Annotated in this window: 17 protein-coding genes; 12 read left to right on the top strand and 5 right to left on the bottom strand. The window is 65.4% G+C overall.

Going from position 1 to position 18,017, the window contains the following annotated elements; translation table 11 throughout:
* Window positions 1-15: 15 nt before the first annotated feature.
* The 6 genes from HAP48_RS21455 (at window position 16) to HAP48_RS21480 (ending at window position 5,546) form a co-directional block, all read left to right on the top strand.
* Window positions 16-1,071 (top strand): hypothetical protein, encoded by a 1,056-nt coding sequence (locus HAP48_RS21455; protein WP_224496532.1) that lies wholly within the window; start codon window positions 16-18, stop codon window positions 1,069-1,071.
* Window positions 1,068-1,943, top strand: a complete 876-nt coding sequence (locus tag HAP48_RS21460; RefSeq protein ID WP_166210275.1) for a HesA/MoeB/ThiF family protein — start codon at window positions 1,068-1,070, stop codon at window positions 1,941-1,943. Before HAP48_RS21455 ends, HAP48_RS21460 begins: the two co-directional genes overlap by 4 nt.
* Window positions 1,940-3,139 carry a hypothetical protein gene (locus tag HAP48_RS21465; protein WP_166210272.1) on the top strand — a complete coding sequence of 400 codons (1,200 nt, stop codon included), beginning with the start codon at window positions 1,940-1,942 and terminating at the stop codon, window positions 3,137-3,139. The genes HAP48_RS21460 and HAP48_RS21465 overlap by 4 nt, the downstream gene beginning before the upstream one ends.
* A complete protein-coding gene (locus tag HAP48_RS21470; RefSeq protein ID WP_166210269.1) occupies window positions 3,136-4,257 on the top strand; it encodes a GNAT family N-acetyltransferase in 1,122 nt (373 codons plus the stop codon). The genes HAP48_RS21465 and HAP48_RS21470 overlap by 4 nt, the downstream gene beginning before the upstream one ends.
* Window positions 4,254-5,249: a nitroreductase family protein gene (locus HAP48_RS21475; protein WP_166210266.1), complete on the top strand. Its 996-nt coding sequence runs from the start codon at window positions 4,254-4,256 to the stop codon at window positions 5,247-5,249. Before HAP48_RS21470 ends, HAP48_RS21475 begins: the two co-directional genes overlap by 4 nt.
* Before the next feature lie 90 nt (window positions 5,250-5,339).
* Window positions 5,340-5,546, top strand: coding sequence for a hypothetical protein (locus HAP48_RS21480; protein ID WP_029079341.1), 207 nt, complete (start codon window positions 5,340-5,342; stop codon window positions 5,544-5,546).
* Between the two features lie 207 nt (window positions 5,547-5,753).
* Here HAP48_RS21480 and HAP48_RS21485 read toward each other — a convergent pair whose 3' ends face one another.
* Both HAP48_RS21485 and HAP48_RS21490 read right to left on the bottom strand, forming a co-directional pair.
* Complete coding sequence (locus HAP48_RS21485; protein WP_338028991.1) at window positions 5,754-6,221, bottom strand: DUF2478 domain-containing protein; 468 nt, start codon at window positions 6,219-6,221, stop codon at window positions 5,754-5,756.
* 178 nt (window positions 6,222-6,399) lie between these two features.
* Window positions 6,400-7,809: an aldehyde dehydrogenase family protein gene (locus HAP48_RS21490; RefSeq protein WP_166210263.1), complete on the bottom strand. Its 1,410-nt coding sequence runs from the start codon at window positions 7,807-7,809 to the stop codon at window positions 6,400-6,402.
* Window positions 7,810-8,147: 338 nt separating this feature from the next.
* On the opposite strand from HAP48_RS21490, the gene HAP48_RS21495 reads away from it, so the two are divergent.
* Together HAP48_RS21495 and HAP48_RS21500 are read left to right on the top strand one after the other, a co-directional pair.
* A complete protein-coding gene (locus HAP48_RS21495) occupies window positions 8,148-8,528 on the top strand; it encodes a hypothetical protein (protein WP_166210260.1) in 381 nt (126 codons plus the stop codon).
* Between the two features lie 327 nt (window positions 8,529-8,855).
* Entirely contained in the window at window positions 8,856-9,743 is an 888-nt protein-coding gene (locus tag HAP48_RS21500) for a peptidoglycan-binding domain-containing protein (RefSeq protein WP_175612306.1), read from the top strand.
* Between the two features lie 531 nt (window positions 9,744-10,274).
* On the opposite strand, the gene HAP48_RS21505 is transcribed toward HAP48_RS21500, so the two are convergent.
* On the bottom strand, window positions 10,275-11,126 hold the full coding sequence (locus tag HAP48_RS21505; protein WP_166210257.1) for an SDR family NAD(P)-dependent oxidoreductase: 852 nt from the start codon (window positions 11,124-11,126) through the stop codon (window positions 10,275-10,277).
* Between the two features lie 298 nt (window positions 11,127-11,424).
* Here HAP48_RS21505 and HAP48_RS21510 point away from each other — a divergent pair, with 298 nt between their 5' ends.
* Window positions 11,425-12,921: an aldehyde dehydrogenase family protein gene (locus tag HAP48_RS21510; RefSeq protein WP_166210254.1), complete on the top strand. Its 1,497-nt coding sequence runs from the start codon at window positions 11,425-11,427 to the stop codon at window positions 12,919-12,921.
* A 286-nt stretch (window positions 12,922-13,207) separates the two neighbouring features.
* Here HAP48_RS21510 and HAP48_RS21515 read toward each other — a convergent pair whose 3' ends face one another.
* Window positions 13,208-13,591, bottom strand: coding sequence for a winged helix-turn-helix domain-containing protein (locus tag HAP48_RS21515; protein ID WP_166210251.1), 384 nt, complete (start codon window positions 13,589-13,591; stop codon window positions 13,208-13,210).
* Between the two features lie 161 nt (window positions 13,592-13,752).
* Between HAP48_RS21515 and HAP48_RS21520 the strand changes: the two genes are divergently transcribed.
* Both HAP48_RS21520 and HAP48_RS21525 read left to right on the top strand, forming a co-directional pair.
* Window positions 13,753-14,880 (top strand): alkene reductase, encoded by a 1,128-nt coding sequence (locus tag HAP48_RS21520; RefSeq protein WP_166210248.1) that lies wholly within the window; start codon window positions 13,753-13,755, stop codon window positions 14,878-14,880.
* A 222-nt stretch (window positions 14,881-15,102) separates the two neighbouring features.
* Window positions 15,103-15,621, top strand: coding sequence for a GFA family protein (locus HAP48_RS21525; RefSeq protein WP_224497068.1), 519 nt, complete (start codon window positions 15,103-15,105; stop codon window positions 15,619-15,621).
* Window positions 15,622-15,671: 50 nt separating this feature from the next.
* Here HAP48_RS21525 and HAP48_RS21530 read toward each other — a convergent pair whose 3' ends face one another.
* On the bottom strand, window positions 15,672-15,983 hold the full coding sequence (locus HAP48_RS21530; protein WP_166210245.1) for a hypothetical protein: 312 nt from the start codon (window positions 15,981-15,983) through the stop codon (window positions 15,672-15,674).
* Window positions 15,984-16,256: 273 nt separating this feature from the next.
* Here HAP48_RS21530 and HAP48_RS21535 point away from each other — a divergent pair, with 273 nt between their 5' ends.
* Window positions 16,257-17,921, top strand: a complete 1,665-nt coding sequence (locus HAP48_RS21535) for a thiamine pyrophosphate-binding protein (RefSeq protein ID WP_166210242.1) — start codon at window positions 16,257-16,259, stop codon at window positions 17,919-17,921.
* Window positions 17,922-18,017: the final 96 nt, after the last annotated feature.

Consider the following 18,017-nt stretch of genomic DNA (forward strand, 5'->3'; position numbering starts at 1 on the left):
GGACAGAGAAGAGAAATGGCGCCCACGGATGATCCGACCCCGGCCTCGCGCGGCGGCAGGGGTTTTGCGAAGGCGCGCGCGGCCTTTGACGGCCTGCGCGGCCATGCCGGCTTTTGGCTGAAGGCGCTGTCGCAGCCGACCATCGATCTCACCTTGCGCACCCAGGCCGGCCAGCGCACCCGTATCGTCGAATCGCCCGGCGTGTCGCTGCCGAAGGCCGAGCTCGACGCGCTGGTCGCGCAGCTCCGCATCGTTGCCGCCAAGACGCTGCCCGAGGAAAGCCTGACCTACGGCATCTTTTCCGGCGAGCCGGAGCGGCTGTCGCGCGCCGTCGTCACCCTGATCTCCGAGGAAGACACCGGGCGGCCGATCGCCTTCAACGCGCTGTCGGTGATGGACGTGCCGCTCGACGGCGAGCCCGCTGAAGTGACCCATCTCGGCCTCGTCATGGTCGATCCCGATGTGCGCGGGCAGGGGCTGTCCTGGGTGCTTTACGGCCTGACCGCGCTGGTGCTGTTCGCCCGCGACGGGCTGCGGCCGAAATGGATTTCCAACGTCACCCAGGTGCCGGCGGTGGTCGGCATGGTCAGCGACACGTTCTCGGACGTGTTCCCGTCGCCGCAGCCCGGCGCGCGGCAGAGCTTTGCGCATCTGCAGCTGGCGCGCGGCATCATGGCACGGCATCGCGCGGTGTTCGGCGTCGGCGAGGAGGCCGGCTTCGATGAGGCGCGCTCGGTCATCACCAATGCCTATACCGGCGGCTCGGACGCGCTGAAGAAGACCTTCGAGATCGCGCCGAAACATCGCGACGCCGTCTACAACGAATTCTGCGAACGCGAGCTGGACTACGGCCGCGGCGACGATGTGCTGCAGCTCGGCCGCGTCGATCTTGCCGGTGCGCGCCGTTACCTGATGAGCGAGGTGCCGTCGGGCTCGCTGCCGGCGCTGCTCGCGGCGTCGGCGATGCTGGCGCTGCAGCGCCTGGTGCTGCCGGTGATCTACTGGCTGGACGACAGCCGCGCCTTCGGCACGCTGCGGCCGCGCAGACACGAGAGCGGGGGGGCGCGATGAATTTCGACTATTACTCCTTCACCGGCCGCAACATCGGCTTCATCGACGAGCACGAACAGCAGCTGCTGCGCCAGGCGCGGGTGTTCGTCTGCGGCGTCGGCGGCATGGGTGGCGCGGCCTTCATGGCGCTGGCGCGCGCCGGCGTCGGCAAGTTCGTGATCGCCGACATCGACCGCTTCGAGGTCTCCAACCTCAACCGCCAGGTGTTCGCCTTTGCCGACGAGGTCGGCCGCGAGAAGGCGGCGGTCGCCGCCGAGGCAGCCAAGCGCATCAACCCGACCATCGAGATCGAGGTGCTCGGCGAGAACTGGACCGATGAGCTCGCCGGGATCGCCGCGCGTTGCCCTGTCATCGTCAACGGCATGGACGACATCGCGGCCGGTGTGCATTTGTACCGGACTGCGAAAGCCGCGGATGCAACTGTGATCGACGCCTATATGTCGCCGCTGCCGTCGGTGATTGTGGTGCGCCCGTACGATCCAAGGCCCGAGGAGCGCCTCGGCTTTCCGACGATGGGCAAGGACTGGACTGCTATCACCGAGGACGACCGCCGCGCCGCGATGCGTGCCGAGATCGAGCACGTGATGCTGCACTCCTCGTCGCGCAACTATGTCGATCTCGCGATTGCCGGCGAAGTCGCGGCCGGCCGCCGCAGCCGGATGTCGTTCGCGCCGATGGTGATCTCGACGGGGATGCTGATGGCCTATGAGGCGGTCGCGCTGATCCTGGGCCGCACCTCCGGCACCGATTGCCGCGGCTGGTTCCTCAATCCGCACCGGCCCGCGATCGAGCGGCCGCGCAATGCGCTGGTTGCCGCCCTGATGCGCCCGCTGGTGCGCCGGGCGATCGAGCAATTGACGGGCAGCACATGACCTCGGGGGCGATTGCCGATTCCATCGTCAATCTCTGCGGCGCCATCGGCCTTGCGGTGGCGATGCTGACGTTCTACCGGCGCGATCCAAGGAGCCCGCTGACCCGTCGCCTGCTGCTTGCGCTCGGCGTGATCGCGATCCTGTTCCTCGACCGCGGCCTTGCGTGGTGGACCGGAAGCCGCCTGCTCGACCGCCTCTCGGTGATCCCGGCCGCACTGATCCCGCTCGGCGCCCTGATCGTCACCGAAGGCATCTTGCGGCGCCACGCGCCGCGCGCGGTCAAGATCGCAGCGCTCGCGGGCGGCATCCTGCTCGGCCTCGGCGGCCTGTTCGGGCTGCAACGCTTCGTGATGCCTTACGCGATCACGCTGGCGCTGTTTCAGCTGCTTGCTTTCGCCACCTGCGCGCTGCTGCTGGCGACGCGCGACCGCTCCTCGCTGATGGCCTCGGAAAACCGCAGCATCGGCCGCATGGCGGTCGGCGCGCTGGTCGTGATCCCGTTCATCCTGACCGACTTCCGCACGTTATTCCCGGACATTCCGGTCCGGCTCGGCGCGCTGGGTGCACTGCTGACCGTGACCGTGATGCTGATCGCCGGCGGCGGCGCCGAGACCCGCCGCCACGGACTGGCGATGATGGCACTGCGGCTGATCTCTTCGGGCCTGCTGGGGCTCGCCGCCGCCTTCATGGCGCCCGACGTCGACGCCGCGCAGGTCGTCCGGTTCGTCGCGGTCGCGATCGCCGGCGTGCTGACGATCGGGTTGATGACGGATGCGCTGCGCGCGCTGTTCGAATCCCAGGAGCCCGGCGTGCTCAATTCGGTGGCGGCGTCGCCGGCGCAGACAAGGGAGCAGTTGATCGCCGAACTCGCGCGGCATCCGATCTTCGAAAGCGCGCAGCGGTTTCGCGAGAGCGAGCTGGCGTCGTACGATCCGCCGCTGCTCCGCGACTTCCTGTCGGCGCGGCGTGTGCTGCGCCGGTCCGATGCGCCGTGGGCGCTGTCGCCGATTGACCCTGCGGCCGAGCGCATGGTCTCGCTGATGACGGCCAACAGCGCCTCCCATGTCATCGTGCTCGCGCATGATCCGCTCGATCTGATCGTGCTCGCCGTGCCCGTGACCGCGGCCGATCCCGCCACCGAAACCGCGCTGGCGCTGGTGCGGCGGCTGTTGGCGTTGACCCCGGAGGCCAAATGACGCTCGAGATCAGGGAGGGTGACCGCAAAGCGGCATTCGACGCGGCGCTCAATGCCTATGGGCCCGACAGTCTCTATGTGCCGCCGCTGTGGAGCGATTTCGAGCGGATGTTCGATTCCGCGAAGAATCCGTTCATCACCGAGGGCCACGGCCGCTACGCGCTGTTCTCCGCGCATCGCGACGGACGACCGGTCGGCCGCATCGCCGCCTCGATCCACGACGCCTCCAACCGCAAGCACGGCACCCGCCACGGCGCATTCGGCTTCTTCGATTGCATCGACGAGCCCGAGGTGGCCGACGGGCTGCTGGGCGCCGCCGAGCAATGGCTGTCCGCGCGCGGCATGAGCCGCGTCGCCGGCAATTTCAATCTCACGGCGATGCAGCAGATCGGCGTGATGACCGACGGGTTCGACCATGCGCCATTCACCGACATGATGTGGTCGCCGCCGCATATCGCGCGCCACCTCGAACGCGCCGGCTATACCGCGACCTTCCCGATGACGACGTTCGAGATCGCGCTCGACGGCGGCAAGCCGGAGCAATTGCTCGGCGACAAGCAGCGCGCGGTGTTGGCCGACAAGGACTTCGTCTGGCAGCCGATCAAGCGTTCCGCCTTCAAGGTGCGGCTGGAGGATGCGCGGCTGATCCTCAATGACGGTTTTGCCGACAACCCGATGTTCGTGCCGCCGACCGCGGCCGAATATCTGTTCCAGGCCGGCGACATGATGTGGATCATCGACAAGCGGATTTCGACCGTGGTCTATCACCGCGGCCGGCCAGCCGGGGCGATCATCGCGATCCCCGACCTCAATCCGTTGATCAAGGCGATCGGCGGCCGGATCGGGCTATCAGCGCCGTTCAGGTTCGTGCAGCACCGCATCATGAACACGCGCGCCGTGCTGATCTATCAGTCGGTCTGCCGGGACCTGCACAATCGCGGCCTCAACGGCGCGATGCTCTATCGCACGGCGCTGGCGTTGCAGGAGGCCGGCTACCGCACGCTCGGCGGCACCTGGATCGCCGATATCAACGGTCCGTCGTTGCGCCAGGTCGAGAAGGTCGGCGCCCAGCCGCTGCACCGGCTGCATCTGTTCTCCAAGCGGCTGGCGGCGGCATGAGCGAGTTGACGCCGGATCTGTTGCGCGAGCTGGTCGCAGAGGCGCGGCTGGCGCCGAGCGTCCACAACATCCAGCCGACGCGCTGGCGGCTGCTTGCCGACGGGCGGCTGGCGCTGGTCGACGACGTCAGCGTACGCGCGCCGGTCGCCGACCCCGCGGGGCACGACGTGCTGGTCTCGCACGGCGCGGCGCTGGAGGGCATGAGCCTCGCGCTCAACCGCCGCGGCCTTGCCATCACCGGTATGACGACGATCGAGCAGCCGCTGTCGCCGCAATTTACCGCGCTCTGCAGCTTTGCGGTCCGGCAGGGCGTTGCGCCCGATCCGCTGGCCGGCCATGTGGCGCGCCGCATGTCGTGGCCCGGCAAGTTCGCGGCGTCGCCTGATGATGCGGCGGCGCTGGCACAGCTTGCCGCCGCGCGCGACGACGTGATTTGCATTGGGGATCGCCAGGCGATTGCTGAAATCGCTGATTGGGCCGATCAGGCCGAGTTCTCCTTTGTCCGGGACGACGATTACCGGCAGGAACTGCTCGCATGGATGCGGCTGTCGCCGAGCCATCCGCATTATCTGCAGGACGGTCTCAACCGCGACGCGCTCGCCATGAATGCGGTCGAGGCCAGCGCGGCCCGCTTCGTGCTCGGCGGCCTGTTCAGGCCGCTTGATCGTCTCGGCATCGCCGCATCGCTGCTCGCCGACAGCGCCAAGACGGCGTCGGCCTCGGCGATTGTGCTGTTCTGCCGTCCGGTCGGTGAGGATCCACTCACGACGGGACGGCATTTCTACCGGATCTGGCTGGAGATCGATCGCGCCGGGTTCGCGGCGTGCCCGATCTCGGCGCTATCAGACCATCCTGACTTCAACGATCGGCTGCGAAAACTCGGCAAGGTTGGCGGCGATCTGCGCCTCGTCAATGTGTTCCGCGTCGGCCGGCCGCCGAAACCGCTGAAACCCCGGCATTTCCGCCTGCCGGTCGACCGTCTCATCGTCTAGCATTGCCGAAAATTAGCTGCGATACCCGCTGTCAAAGCTTCATCGGGTCGTGCTATGACGCCGCCCGCTAACCAATGACCGGTGGGTATGATGTCGAAGCAATCGCTGCGCGAGGAGGCCGAGCGCCTGATCCGCGAGACCATGGAAAAGCGGAACCTCGTCATCAAGCAGGGTACGACCCGGATCGAGGCCGTTTGCGGCAAATGCGGCGCGCCGAACCGGGTGCAGGCGGAAAAGGGCCAGTCCCGCGTCAAGTTCGCCTGCAAGGAGTGCGGCCACAAGCAGGAGACGCTGTAAGCGCGCGAGAGATCCCGTAGGGTGGGTCTGCTTGTACCGTCATCCCCGCGCAAAGGCTTCGCCTTTGTCGCTGGAGGTGCGAGCGGAGCGAGCCTCGAAGGATGAATCGGCCAGAGAAGGGGCCGTGCATCCTTCGAGACGCGCTACGCGCTCCTCAGGATGACGGGACAAATAGAATGATCGGATGGTTAGCTAACCCACCCGAAGTTACTTGAACACTTCGCACACCGTGGTGTGATCCGGCGCGATCCTGGCCGCGGTCCGCAGCGACACGGTGCGCCACCAGGCGTCGAGCGCGTGGCGGTCGCAGGCGAGCTTCACGCTCATCCCGCCGGCGAACTTGACCCAGTCGGCAAAGCTCTGATGTGACTCCGCGATCACGACGGGAATATCGGCATCGAGCGCACGCTCGATCAAATAGCCAAGGCCCTTGCCGTCGCGTTCGCGCTTGCCGAAGCGATTGATGATGACGAGATCGGCGCCGGCCGCGAGCGCGTCGGCGACCCGGACGCCGGCGTCCTGCAGCCGCGACAGATCGAGCTTGCAACCGCTCGCACCCGGGCTCGTGGTACTTGGGCTTGGCGGCTGCGCCAGCAGCAGCGTCTCGCCGCTATGCACCAGCACGGCCGACAGGCTCGAATCCGCGCATTGGCCTGATTGCACCATGCCGACCACGCGCGCGCCCTGCGCCTTCAGATGACAGGCGAAGTCGCGCAGGATGGCTTGGGATCGTCGTGCTCGTCATAGACCAGGGCAGCAAGATCGCATTGGGCGTCGAACATGATGGGCTCTGTTCGTTGTAGACGGGGGAGGCGACCGCGGCGCCAGGGCGTCGCGGCCGCGTGTTGTCGGATCAGGCGGCCGGCGGGCCGTTGATGATCTGCAGCTGGGTGAATTCGGCGAGGCCTTCCTCGGCGAATTCGGTGCCGATGCCGGACTGCTTGGCGCCGCCGAACGGAATGTTCGGGGCCATGTCGAGGTGCTTGTTGATCCACACCGTGCCGGCCTCGATCTGGGTCGCGATCTCATGCGCGCGCTTGATGTTCGACGACCACACCGACGCGCCGAGGCCGTAAGTGGTGGCGTTGGCGCGGCGGATCACGTCATCCTTGTCGGAATATTTGATCACCGGCAGCACCGGACCGAACTGCTCCTCGTCGACCAGCTTGGAGCCTTCCTTGATGTCGCGCACGATGGTCGGCTCGATGAAATAGCCGGGACGGTCCATCGCGGCGCCGCCGGCGATCACGTTGCCGTTCTTGCGGGCATCGTCGAGGAACGCCTTCACCTTCTCGTATTGCATCTTGTTCTGCAGCGGACCCAGCTTGGTGCCCTGCTTGGAGCCGTCATCGACCACGGTGTTCTTGGCGATCGCGACCAGCTCGTTGCAGATTTCGTCATAGACCGACTCGTGGACATAGAGACGCTTGATGGCGAGGCAAACCTGGCCGGAGTTCTGGAACGCGCCCTCGAAGATGCCGGGCGCGACCTTCTTCGGATCGACGTCGTCGAGCACGATGCCGGCATCGTTGCCGCCGAGCTCGAGCGTGATCCGCTTCAGCGTCTGCGATGCGCTCGCCATCACCTTCTGGCCGGTCGCGGTCGAGCCGGTGAAGGAGATCTTGCGGATGTCAGGGTGCTTGGTCATGTGATCGCCGAGATCATTGGCGTCGGCGATGAAGTTGAGCACGCCCTTCGGCAGGATGTCCTTGACCAGCTCGGCAAAGCGCAGCGAGGCCAGCGGCGTGGTCGGCGCAGGCTTCACCACCAGCGTGTTGCCGGCCAGCAGCGCCGACGGCAGCTTGAACGCGAGGATCAGCAGCGGATAGTTCCAGGGAATGATCGCGCCGACCACGCCGAGCGGGCGGCGATAGGCCTCGACCTTGCGGTCGCCGGAATTCTCGACCACGCGCATCGGCAGATCGAGCGAGCCGAGATAGCGGAAGAAGCCGGCCATGCCCATCACTTCGCCGGTGGCGTCCGCGAGCGGCTTGCCCTGCTCGCTGGTCAGGATGTGGGCGAGCTCGTTGGTATTGGCCTCGATCGCCTCGGCCATCTTGATGATCAGCTTGCGGCGCTCCTCCATCGGGGTCGCGGCCCATGCCGGGTAGGCGGCCTTCGCGGCGGCGACAGCCTTGTCGAGCTGGTCCTTGGAGGCGCGCGGGCACAGCGCCACCACCTCTTCGGTCGCCGGATTGAGCACCGGCATGGTCTGGTCGCCGGGTACCATCTTGCCGTCGATGAGAAGCTTGTAATCACTCATAGGCTTTGCTCTCCCTGGTCGAACGGGCCCTTGATAGGCCTCGCTATATCCATGTGTATATCACGGTCGCAGGAAGGAAGCCACGGCCATCCACGGCCCGCCCCGCACTGCCGAACCGAGTCAATTCTCTGGAAAATGACGAAGAAAAAAATCAGCCTGATCTTCGCGATGATTTATTCGCGGTTGCCGGCCCAGCGTCAACGGGGCAGCCGCGAGCTTCAATCTATTCTAACGCCGCGCGCGACTGCGCCGGATGGGCCGCGGGATACATTGGGGCTGGACGCTGGCCGTCTCAGCGATATATTTAATGCAATATAACGATGATCCGGAGTGCCGGCATGCAGATCGAAACCCAGCAGCTCACCACCTGCGAAGTCGCGCCCGACGGCTGCGCCATTTCGCTGGGATTCGTGGACGGCAAGGGCGAGCCCGCAACCATCCGCCTGTCGATCAACCAGGTCGGCGCGCTGGTCATGACGCTGCCCGGGCTGATCAGCAAGGCGCTGCAGACCCGCTTCGGCGACCAGAGCCTGCGCTACGCCTATCCGCTGGATTCATGGGTGATCGAGCAGTCGACCGATCCGACCCAGGGCATGATGACGCTCAAGACATCAGATGGCTTCAGCGTCTGCTTCTCGATCCCACGCGCCCAGCAGAACGAGCTCGGCGAGGCCCTGGTGGCGCCGCCCGCGATCAAGGTCCGGGTGCGGGCGAATTAGCTCGCCGCCTCGCACGACCAACGGCGCATCACGAACCACGATGCATGGGGCATCGGTTTGGAGACGCTGCCGGATGCCCACGTTGCCGCAATGTCATCGCGACGTGTGCCGGTTCGTGGCCGCGAGCCATGCCCGCGACGCCAAGCTCGGTCTATATGTCCGCTCGTGATCGCACCAGCCGCTGCGATGCTCGCGAGGGTTCGAGCCGGGATAGAAGCCGCACGACCATAGCCAGACCTCGGCCGCGCCGGGCGAACGCCAGACTGTGCGCAACCATACCGCAAGGACAGGAAGCCAGAGGTGTGTTACAGGCGACGATCGGCGACCTTGCATCCGCTCGCGATGCCGGAGGACAGCATCATGCCGCTCTCATCGGAACTGTTCACAAAGGAAGGTCCGGGCAAAAAGCGTCTAGCCGACTGCGCCGTCAATCATCAGTTTAATATCTTCAAGGACAAGACGCCGAATTTTCCCGGTACGGAGGACGCGGTCGGGCGAATCCAGACCGCGCTGCGGTCGCTGGGTTTCACCATCTCCGATGCGGCCGGCGTTTACGGAGAGTCGACGGCGAAGGCGGTGTTCGCTTTCAAGAGCGCTCATCGTCCCAAGCCGATCCTCGGCCCTGGCCAGACAGTTCCGGACCGTGTCGTCGGCATCCAGACCATCGCCGCACTCGACAAGGCAATGGCCGGAAAAGGCCCGAATCCCGGTCCGACGCCTCCCGGTCCGACGCCTCCTCCTCCGACGCCTCCTCCTCCGACGCCTCCCCCTCCGACGCCTCCCCGTCCGACGCCTCCGCCGCCCGCGCCCAAACCGACGGACCGCGTCTGGAAGTTCAGCCTCAAACTACAGACGAATGCGGATAGCATATTTAGCTTCAGGCTGGAGCTGACCGATCCCGACGGCAACAGCGAAAACTTTCTCACTTCTAAACCTGTGAAGTTTACGAATACCTTGGGTACGCCAGTCAACTGCATCCAGGTCGGAGCCCTGAAGTTCTCGAACGAGGTTTCCCTCAACGATATTCTCGGCTGCCTCGCCGGTGTGGCGCTCAAGCCTGGCGACCGCGCTGAGGTTCTCACCGGCACACTGGCCGTCTCCGACGCGGACAAAAACATCAATTCCTTGGCGCCCGTCAACGGCGCCGCTCAGGGACAGCCGAACGAAGGCGGCATCCTGTTCGTGGCTTCCGTGCTACAGCGGTTGGCGTTTTAGCGGTCCGCGACGCGCCGGCCCACCTATCCCGCGCCTGCGCCGCGCCCTCGGCTGTGAGCGGAGCGTCGCGGGTGATGTTCACGTGTCCGCTGTGGTAAACATGACCTACTAACCCGGGACGCGCTCTATCGCTCCGGCTGGAAGAGACATCAGCCACACGTGCGGCCGCCGCTCGCATTGAAACGATCTTGGGTACTTTCCCGCGCGTTCTATTGGCAGGGGGGCCGCCTCGCGAACTCGGCTTCACCAGACCTGAAGGGCCGCCAGCGGACAGGATCTGACCCCGCTGCGGCCCCTCGCGCGCAATGCCGGCAACAGCAGCACCGGCGACGCGATCTCAGCTAAGCGTGCGCATGTGAAGGGAGACTCGATGTGATCGAGCCGCGCATTCAGCTCGTCGAGCTTTCTCGAAGTGTCGAGTTCGGCGTGCAGCAGTGCGGACGATCAGTAGCGCGATCTCTTTCGAGAGCGGGTAACCGTTCTCGAAATTATTCCAGCGCTTACGCTCGATCTTGAGCCGAATGGCCGCGTCTATTTCCCCTTCACGAAGGCGGCGAACGCATCGCCATAATCCGGATGCCAGCGCGACAGCGGCGGGCGGTTCTCTACGATATCGCCGGCTGCCCACAGGATGCGGCGTTCGTCGAGCGCGCGTGGCACGTCGTTGTCCGGGCAGAGGATATAGAAATCGTTCGCCTCGAGGCGCCCGATCATGAAGTCGACGGTCTGCTCCGATGTCCAGGCGCCGGCCGGCTTCTCGGTGCGGCCGCGCGCGGTCAACCCGGTGAAGACGAAACCCGGGATCAAGAGATGCGCTGATATCCTGCAGCCGTCGGTGTTGCGTAATTCATGTTGGAGCGCCTCGGTGAACGCCTTCACGCCGGCCTTGGAGACGTTGTAGGCGGGATCGCCCGGCGGCGTGGTGATGCCCTGCTTGGAGCCGGTGTTGATGATCAGCCCCGGCCGGCCGCGCTTGATCATGTTGGGCGCAAACGCCTGCGTGCCGTTGATCACGCCCCAGAGATTGACGCCAAGGATGCGCTGCCAATTGTCCGCGGGCCCGAACATCGCGCTGCCGGGCTGGATGCCGGCATTGTTCATCAGGATGTCGGTGCCGCCGAATTTCCTTGCGACACTGGCCTCGAGCTCCGCGACCGCGTCCGCGCGGCTGACGTCGACGGCAGCCGTCATGATATCGGCCGCGCCGCCGGGCGCCGCAGATGACAGTTTTGTCGCAGTCGCCTTCAGCCTGTCATCGCCGAGATCGGCGATGCAGACCTTCATGCCGGCTTCGGCGAACCGCAACGCGGCGGCAAGCCCGATGCCGGACGCGCCGCCGGTGATCACGGCAACATGATTGGCTGATATCACGGGGTGGGGCATCGGCGATCTCCGGACACATTGTGGCTGACGTTCTATAGCGTTTTCAAGCGAAGTGGTTCCCGGTTCGCGTGAAGAAAACGCGTCAAACAAGTAAACTGGAGTTTGGTTCTGATATCGATCAGAACCAAACTCCAACCTATCATAGCGCGCGAACCATATGCGCTGGCGCATGGGAGGTTTTCATGCGCGCCGCCCTCGATAACGCCGGCTCGGCTTTACGGTTTCGCGCCTGCGCTGTAGAATCGCCGATATAACGCTTCCAAAAGACTTCAGCCGACATTTTACAGGGAGTGCAAACATGGCTGTTTCGCAAGCTATTCCGATCACGCGCCATCCTTATGCCGATGGCTCCACCAAGAAGATGCTGATCGACGGCAAATGGGTCGACGCCGCCTCCGGCAAGACATTCGAAACACACAATCCCGCGACCGGCGAGTTGCTCGCGACCGTTGCCGAAGGCGATGCCGAGGATATCAACCGCGCAGTCGCGGCGGCGCGCCGCGCCTTCGAAGGTCCCTGGAGCAAGGTCAAGCCGTTCGAACGGCAAAACCTGCTGCTCAAGCTCGCCGAGCTGGTCGAGGCCAATTTCGAGGAATTGTCACAGCTCGACACGCTCGACATGGGCGCGCCGATCAGCCGTACCCGCGGCAACAAGCTGCGCGCGCTCGGCATGCTGCGCTACTACGCGGGCCAGGCCACCGCGATCCACGGCGAGACCATCGAGAACTCGCTGCCCGGCGAGATTTTCTCCTACACGCTGAAGGAGCCGATCGGCGTGGTCGGCGCCATCATCCCGTGGAACGGGCCGCTGACCGCCTCGATCTGGAAGATCGGCCCTGCGATCGCGACCGGCTGCACCGTGGTGCTGAAGCCGGCGGAGGAATCGCCGCTGACCTCGCTGCGCATCGGCGAGCTCTGCATGGAGGCCGGCATTCCGCCCGGCGTCGTCAACGTCGTGCCGGGCTATGGCGAGACCGCGGGCGCGGCGCTTGCTTCGCATCCCGATGTCGACAAGGTCGCCTTCACCGGCTCGCACATCACGGGCCAGTCGATCATCCGCGCCTCGGCCGGTAACCTCAAGCGCGTCTCGCTCGAGCTCGGCGGCAAGTCGCCGGACATCGTGTTCGCCGACGCCGATCTCGACGCGGCGGTGCCGGGGGCGGCGATGGCGGTGTTCGCCAATTCCGGCCAGATCTGCAGCGCGGGCACGCGGCTGTTCGTCGAGCAGAAGGTCTATGACGAGTTCGTTGGCCGCGTCGCCGAGTTCGGCAAGAAGCTGCAGGTCGGCAACGGCCTCGATCCCAACACCCAGATCGGCCCGCTGGTGTCGCAGCAGCAGATGGAGCGGGTGTCCGGCTATCTCGACATCGGCCAGAAGGAAGGCGCCAAGGCGCTTGCCGGCGGCGGCCGCCTCACCGAGGGCGCGCTGTCGAAGGGCTATTTCGTGCAGCCGACCGTGTTCGCCAATGTGCAGGACAACATGCGCATCGCGCAGGAGGAGATCTTCGGCCCGGTGATCTCGGCGATCTCGTTCAAGGATCCGGACGAGCTGATCAAGCGCGCCAATGCCACCACCTTCGGCCTCGGCTCCGGTGTCTGGACCACCAATGTCAGCAAGGCGCACCAGGTCGCCAAGGCGCTGCGCGCCGGCTCGGTCTGGGTCAATTGCTACCAGGCGATGGATCCCGCGGTGCCGTTCGGCGGCTACAAGATGAGCGGCTACGGCCGCGAGTCCGGCAAGCAGCACGTCGAGGAATATCTCAACGTCAAGGCGGTCTGGATCAAGACGGGTTAGGCAGTTCGATTCGACTGCATCTTGCTTGCCTCTCCCCGCCTGCGGGGAGAGGTCGCCGCGCTCTTGCGCGGCGGGTGAGGGGGTACAGGTCTCAACAATCGGCGCGCTCGCGGAGGGAAGCCCCTCACCCAATGCCTGCACGATTTCGGAATACTAGAAAAATATCCCTGATTTGCCCGACGTGTCAAGTTGCCTTGTCGAGAGCCGGCCGCCGCCGGCTACTTTGCATGGGGTTGTTTTCGATATTTTCGCAGCGCGCCCTTGCGACGGCCGCCGGTTCTTGCGTTTACCGCCCGGCGGCCTTCTTCGGCTTGCCGATGTCGCTGCGCAGCGCCTCGAGGTCCTTGCGCACGGCGGTCGCGGCGTCGCGCTCGATCTTGCGGTAGCGTGCCACCAGGGAGAGTCCGAACGGGGTTAGCACCGCGCCGCCGCCATTCTTGCCGCCGGTCTGCCGTTCCACCGCCGCCTGCCGGCAGATGCGGTTGATCTCGTCGACCAGGTCCCAGGCGCGCTTGTAGCTCATGTCCATGGCGCGGCCGGCAGCCGAGATCGAGCCGCACTCCTTGATCCGTTCGAGGAGCAGAATCTTGCCCGGCCCGATCCGGTCCTCGGCATCGAGGTCGATGCGGACGCTCAACGAGGGGAGCAATGTGGCGCTCTGTTTCGACATGGCAAGCCTGCTAGTCTGTTCGGTAGATTGCCACTACCCGCTTTTGCGAACAAGATGAACCCGTGAGATAACGGGCATGATCCGGAAAAGTGGAAAGCCGGTTTTCCGAACAGATCATGCCCAAGATTTAATGGACATCACAAAGAATAATCGGGGTAGGCATGAGTTCTCCGTCGCTGTTTTCGCCGCTCAAGGTCGGGCCCTATGAGCTGAAGCACCGTGTCGTGATGGCGCCTTTGACGCGGATGCGGGCGGCGCGGCCGAGTCTCGCGCCGCGGCCGCTGAACGCGGAATATTATGCGCAACGCGCCACGCCGGGCGGCCTGCTCATCGCGGAAGCCTCGCCCGTGGTCGCCACCGGCTTCGGCAATCCTGGCGTCCCCGGCATCTATAGCGAGGCCCAGACCGCCGGTTGGCGCGAGGTGGTGGACGCCGTGCACGCCAAGGGCGGCCTGATCTTCCTGCAGCTCTGGCACGTCGGCCGCGTCTCGCACTCCTCGTTCCAGCCCGATGGTGCGCTGCCGGTGGCGCCGTCGGCGGTTGCGATCCCGCCCGAGTTCAGGGCGATGACGGCTGACGGCAAGGTGGTCGACTACGAGACGCCGCGCGCGCTCGAGACTGGCGAGGTCGCGCTGATGGTCGAGGCCTACCGCGAGGGCGCGAAGAACGCGCTCGCCGCCGGCTTCGACGGCGTCGAGATCCACGGCGCCAATGGCTATCTGATCGAGCAGTTCCTGCAGTCGCGCAGCAATCTGCGCACCGACCAATATGGCGGATCGATCGAGAACCGCGTCCGCTTCCTGATGGAGGTGACGCAGGTGGTGACCGAGGTGTGGGGCGCCAACCGCGTCGGCGTGCGGCTGTCGCCCTACGGCATCGCCAATGGCAGCGGCGAGGCCGATCCGATGCCGCTCTACAGCCACGCCATCAAGGCGCTCGACAAGCTCGGGCTCGCCTATCTGCATTTCATCGAGCCGCGCGCCTCGGGCACCGGCCGCGCCGACGTCGACTGGCAGAACGTGCCGTCGGCGATGGTGCTGTACCGCCCGATGTGGAGCGGTGTGCTGATATCGGCCGGCAACGTTGTCGGTGACAGCGCGGAGCGCGCGCTCGCCGAAGGTCATGCCGACGCGATCGCCTTCGGCCGCTACTTCATCTCCAACCCGGACCTGCCGCGCCGCCTGCAGCGCGGCTATCCGCTGACCCCGTATCATCGCCCGACCTTCTACGCCGGCGAGGAGAAGGGCTACACGGATTATCCCGTCCACGATGAGATGGCGCAGGCCTGAATTCGCAGCCTCGTAGCCCGGATGGAGCGCAGCGCAATCCGGGGCCTTGCATCAGCGGATCGACCGTTCCCGGATTACGCTTCGCTGCATCCGGGCTACAATGGTTCCATCTTCGTCATTGCGAGCGAAGCGAAGCAATCCATATCTCTCGGAGCGCGGAGAGATGGATTGCTTCGTCGCTTCGCTCCGCGCAATGACGGTGAGCAAATGGAGCGCATCCCGATGTTTCCGGAAGACGACGAGTTCGCGTCGAGCAAGAAGCCGAAACCCGTCGCACTCGCAAAGCCCGCGGCAGGGCAATGTCTGTGCGGCAAGGTGCGGTTCGAGATCGACGTGCCGGCGCGCTGGGCCTGGCACGATCACACCGCCGCCAGCCGCCGCGCCCATGGCGCGGCCTATGCGACCTATGTCGGCAGCTGGAAGAAGCGCTTCCGCATCACCCAGGGCGAGAGCGAGCTCTCGCGTTACGAAGATGACGCCAGCAAGACGGCGCGCAGCTTCTGCGCCAATTGCGGCACGCCGATTTCCTATGAACGCGCGCGTTCGCCGCACATGGTCAACATCCCGCGCGCGCTGTTTTCGGGCCGCACCGGCCGGCAGCCGCTCTATCACATCGCGATCGAGGAGCTGCAGGAATGGGCCTATGCCGGCGAGCCGCTGGTGCCGCTGAAGGGCTATCCCGGCGTGGTCTGGCAGCGCTCTAAAAAGAAGAAGCGCAGCGAGCGCGAGGGGATGTTCTAGGCTCTGAAGCCGTCGAACAAAGAGAGGGGCCGAAGCCCCTCTCTCAGTGCTTACCAGCGGTGCCAGTGATGCCGATGGTGCCAGTGACGCCAGCGGTAGCCGTGACCCCAGTGCCGATGGTGCCAGTAGCCCCAGGGACGATGCCAGCCGCCATAGCCGTAACCACCCCAATACTGCGGATGGTAGTAGCCACCGCCGTAGGAATGACGGTGCCAGCAATGGCCCCATTCGTTGCAGACGTAACCGGCGGGGACGACGGCTCCCGCCGCAGGGACTTCGATTGGCGTCGCAGACGCCGGCGCGCCGGAGAGTGCAACACCACCGAGTGCGGCGATGCCAGCAAATGCAGAAACGAGTTTCATCAATATCACCTCCTTCAACATCCGTTGGAGGCGATGAGCCGCGAGCCGGTTCGGCGCATTACGCAGGTTTAATACCGATCAAGCTTCGTTGAATGGATCGCGATCGCTGGTGCGGGATTTTGCGCCCGTCTGACCGCAACGCGAACGATCGCCTTCATGAGGCGCGCGCCTGCGGAATGCGGCCATGACCGGCTGCTCGATTGCTCCCGTCACGCAAGTTTGGTCATCTCCTCTGGTCCCGTCGGCCAACGCGCTGATGGGCTCGGAGGGAACATGAAGAATCGCATCACCGGCCGTTCGGCATTTCTGGCGCTGCTGAAGGATGAAGGCGTCACCCATCTGTTCGGCAATCCCGGCACCACCGAACTGCCGATCATGCACGCGCTGAAGGACCATCCTGACCTCACCTATGTGATGGCGATGCAGGAGAGCCTGGTGGTCGCGATGGCCGACGGTTTCAGCCGCGCCTCCGGCAAGCTCGTCGCCTGTAACGTCCATGTCGCGCCGGGCCTCGGCAATGCGATGGGCTCGCTCTACAATGCAAGCTTCACCGGCACGCCGCTGATCCTCACCGCCGGCCAGCAGGAGCAGGGCCACGGCCTGACCGAACCGGTGCTCTATGGCCCGCTGGTGCAGATGGCGACGCCGCTGGTGAAATGGGCGGTCGAGGTGACGCGGCTGGAAGACCTGCCGCGCATCGTGCGCCGCGCCGCAAAGATCGCGACCACGCCGCCCACCGGGCCGGTGTTCATCTCGCTGCCCGGCGACATTCTCAATGCCGAGGCCGGCATCGAGCTCGGCCCCTCCACCCGCATCGACACGCGCGTCAGGCCGTCGGAGGACTCGCTCAACGCGCTCGCTGCGCGAATCCTGAAAGCGGAGCGTCCGGTGATCGTCGTCGGCGACGAGATCGTGAAGAGCGATGCGCTGCGTGAGGCTGCCGATCTGGCCGAGACGCTGGGCTGTCCGGCCTGGCAATCGCCGACGCCCTACGGTTCGCATTTCCTCTCCGAAAGCCCGAGCTTCATGGGCGCGATCGCGCGGCTGCAGAAGGTCGCCCGCGATGTGCTGGCGCCGCACGATCTCTTGATCGCGCTCGGCGGCGATCCCCTGCGGATGTCGGTCTATAGCGAGGTCGATCCGCTGCCGGACGGGCTCTCGATCGTGCAGGTCGGCCTGGTCGACAACGATCTTGCGCGGAATTACGGCGCCGAGATCGCGGTCAAGGCCGACGTCAAGGAAACGCTGCGCGCGCTGGTGCCGGCGTTGAAGGAGCTTGGCGGCGGCGCGCTGGAGACGCGCGCGAAGCAGGGCCTCGCGGCGCTCGCACCTAAGAACTGGGCGGCGAAGCGCAAGGCGCTGGTCGAGCAGATCTCGAAGGCGAGCCAGAAATCGCCGATCGATCCGGACTGGCTGGCGCTGCAGGTCGTGGAAGCGATGCCCGACAATGCGATCCTGGTCGACGAGGGCCTGACCTCATCGCGGCAGATCATCGGCTTGCGGCCGCATCGCGACCGCTACGGCTATCACGCGCTCGCCTCCGGCGGCATCGGCTGGGGCCTGCCGGCCGCGGTCGGCGTCAGCCTCGCCAATCCGCAGCGCCCGGTGGTGTGCTATTCCGGCGACGGCTCGTCGATGTATTCAATCCAGTCGCTGTGGACCGCGGCTAACCACAAGCTGCCGCTGAACTTCGTGATCGTGAATAATGGCGGCTACCGCATCATCAAGCAGCGCCTGCTCGCCTTCCATGGCGACGACAATTATGTCGGTATGGATTTCATCGATCCGCCGGTCGATTTCACCGGCGTCGCGCGCTCGCTCGGGCTCGAGGCGATCAAGGTCACCGACCCGCAGGAGCTGAACGGCGTGATGAAGTCGGCGTGCAGCAGGCCCGGCGCGAAGTTGATCGAGGTGGTGGTGAGCAATTCGGTGAATTAAGTTTTTGCCGCGCGCTCAATTTATCACCGTCACCCTGAGGAGCGCGTAGCGCGTCTCGAAGGGTCGACGGCCCCGCCGGTGGCCGTGCATCCTTCG

The organism is Bradyrhizobium septentrionale (assembly GCF_011516645.4).
Lineage (GTDB): Bacteria > Pseudomonadota > Alphaproteobacteria > Rhizobiales > Xanthobacteraceae > Bradyrhizobium > Bradyrhizobium septentrionale.

Coding starts and splice junctions, on each gene's coding strand:
- HAP48_RS21455 (WP_224496532.1), top strand. CDS start 16: ATGGCGCCCACGGATGATCCGACCCCGGCCTCGCGCGGCGGCAGGGGT.
- HAP48_RS21460 (WP_166210275.1), top strand. CDS start 1,068: ATGAATTTCGACTATTACTCCTTCACCGGCCGCAACATCGGCTTCATC.
- HAP48_RS21465 (WP_166210272.1), top strand. CDS start 1,940: ATGACCTCGGGGGCGATTGCCGATTCCATCGTCAATCTCTGCGGCGCC.
- HAP48_RS21470 (WP_166210269.1), top strand. CDS start 3,136: ATGACGCTCGAGATCAGGGAGGGTGACCGCAAAGCGGCATTCGACGCG.
- HAP48_RS21475 (WP_166210266.1), top strand. CDS start 4,254: ATGAGCGAGTTGACGCCGGATCTGTTGCGCGAGCTGGTCGCAGAGGCG.
- HAP48_RS21480 (WP_029079341.1), top strand. CDS start 5,340: ATGTCGAAGCAATCGCTGCGCGAGGAGGCCGAGCGCCTGATCCGCGAG.
- HAP48_RS21490 (WP_166210263.1), bottom strand. CDS start 7,809: ATGAGTGATTACAAGCTTCTCATCGACGGCAAGATGGTACCCGGCGAC.
- HAP48_RS21495 (WP_166210260.1), top strand. CDS start 8,148: ATGCAGATCGAAACCCAGCAGCTCACCACCTGCGAAGTCGCGCCCGAC.
- HAP48_RS21505 (WP_166210257.1), bottom strand. CDS start 11,126: ATGCCCCACCCCGTGATATCAGCCAATCATGTTGCCGTGATCACCGGC.
- HAP48_RS21510 (WP_166210254.1), top strand. CDS start 11,425: ATGGCTGTTTCGCAAGCTATTCCGATCACGCGCCATCCTTATGCCGAT.
- HAP48_RS21515 (WP_166210251.1), bottom strand. CDS start 13,591: ATGTCGAAACAGAGCGCCACATTGCTCCCCTCGTTGAGCGTCCGCATC.
- HAP48_RS21520 (WP_166210248.1), top strand. CDS start 13,753: ATGAGTTCTCCGTCGCTGTTTTCGCCGCTCAAGGTCGGGCCCTATGAG.
- HAP48_RS21525 (WP_224497068.1), top strand. CDS start 15,103: ATGTTTCCGGAAGACGACGAGTTCGCGTCGAGCAAGAAGCCGAAACCC.
- HAP48_RS21530 (WP_166210245.1), bottom strand. CDS start 15,983: ATGAAACTCGTTTCTGCATTTGCTGGCATCGCCGCACTCGGTGGTGTT.
- HAP48_RS21535 (WP_166210242.1), top strand. CDS start 16,257: ATGAAGAATCGCATCACCGGCCGTTCGGCATTTCTGGCGCTGCTGAAG.